Below are 1,386 nucleotides of genomic sequence, written 5' to 3' on the forward strand. Positions count from 1 at the left end.
CCGAGTTCCTCCGCCGCGCGGAAGACGTCCTCGTCGGTGTCGCGCATCTCGATGGACATGCCGTCGCTGGAGAGCACCTCGACGTTGAGGCACAGCGACTGCATTTCCTTGATGAGGACCTTGAAGGACTCCGGAATGCCCGGCTCGGGGATGTTCTCGCCCTTGACGATCGCCTCGTAGACCTTCACCCGGCCCAGCACGTCGTCGGACTTGATGGTCAGCAGCTCCTGCAGGGCGTAGGCGGCGCCGTAGGCCTCCAGCGCCCACACCTCCATCTCACCGAAGCGCTGGCCGCCGAACTGGGCCTTACCGCCCAGCGGCTGCTGCGTGATCATGGAGTACGGGCCGGTCGACCGGGCGTGGATCTTGTCGTCGACCAGGTGCAGCAGCTTGAGGATGTAGATGTAGCCGACCGAGATCGGGTACGGGAACGGCTCGCCGGAACGGCCGTCGAACAGCCGCGCCTTGCCGCTCTGCTGCACCATGCGGTCGCCGTCACGGTTGGCGATGGTGTTGCCGAGCAGGCCGACGATCTCCTCCTCGTGCGCGCCGTCGAAGACCGGGGTGGCCATGTTGGTACGCGGGGCGACCTTCTCGAAGCCCTTGTCCTTCAGGCGCTCGGCCCACGCCTCGGCGATGCCCGAGATGTCCCAGCCACGCGCGGCGATCCACCCCAGGTGGGTCTCCAGCACCTGACCGACGTTCATCCGGCCGGGCACGCCCAGCGGGTTGAGGATGATGTCGACCGGGGTGCCGTCCTCAAGGAACGGCATGTCCTCGACCGGCAGGATCTTGGAGATGACGCCCTTGTTGCCGTGGCGGCCGGCTAGCTTGTCGCCGTCGGTGATCTTACGCTTCTGGGCCACGTAGACGCGGACCAGCTCGTTGACGCCCGGCGGGAGCTCGTCGCCCTCGTCGCGGCTGAACACGCGCACGCCGATGACCTTGCCCTGCTCGCCGTGCGGCACCTTCAGCGAGGTGTCACGGACCTCACGGGCCTTCTCACCGAAGATGGCGCGCAGCAGCCGCTCCTCCGGGGTCAGCTCGGTCTCGCCCTTCGGGGTGACCTTGCCGACCAGGATGTCGCCGGGGACGACCTCGGCGCCGATCCGGATGATGCCGCGCTCGTCGAGGTCGGCCAGGACCTCTTCCGACACGTTGGGGATGTCCCGGGTGATCTCCTCCGGACCCAGCTTGGTGTCGCGGGCGTCGACCTCGTGCTCCTCGATGTGAATCGAGGACAGGACGTCGTCCTGGACCAGGCGCTGGGACAGGATGATGGCGTCTTCGTAGTTGTGGCCCTCCCACGGCATGAACGCCACGAGCAGGTTCTTGCCGAGCGCCATCTCACCGTTGTCGGTGCAGGGGCCGTCGGCGATGACCTGG

Annotated in this window: 1 pseudogene; it reads right to left on the reverse strand. The window is 67.2% G+C overall.

The features are described 5' to 3' along the window. A pseudogene (locus ACIBST_RS48910) lies at positions 1 to 1,386 on the reverse strand (DNA-directed RNA polymerase subunit beta); the annotation flags it as partial.

Source organism: Nonomuraea sp. NPDC049684 (genome assembly GCF_044465345.1).
Taxonomy (GTDB): Bacteria; Actinomycetota; Actinomycetes; order Streptosporangiales; family Streptosporangiaceae; genus Nonomuraea.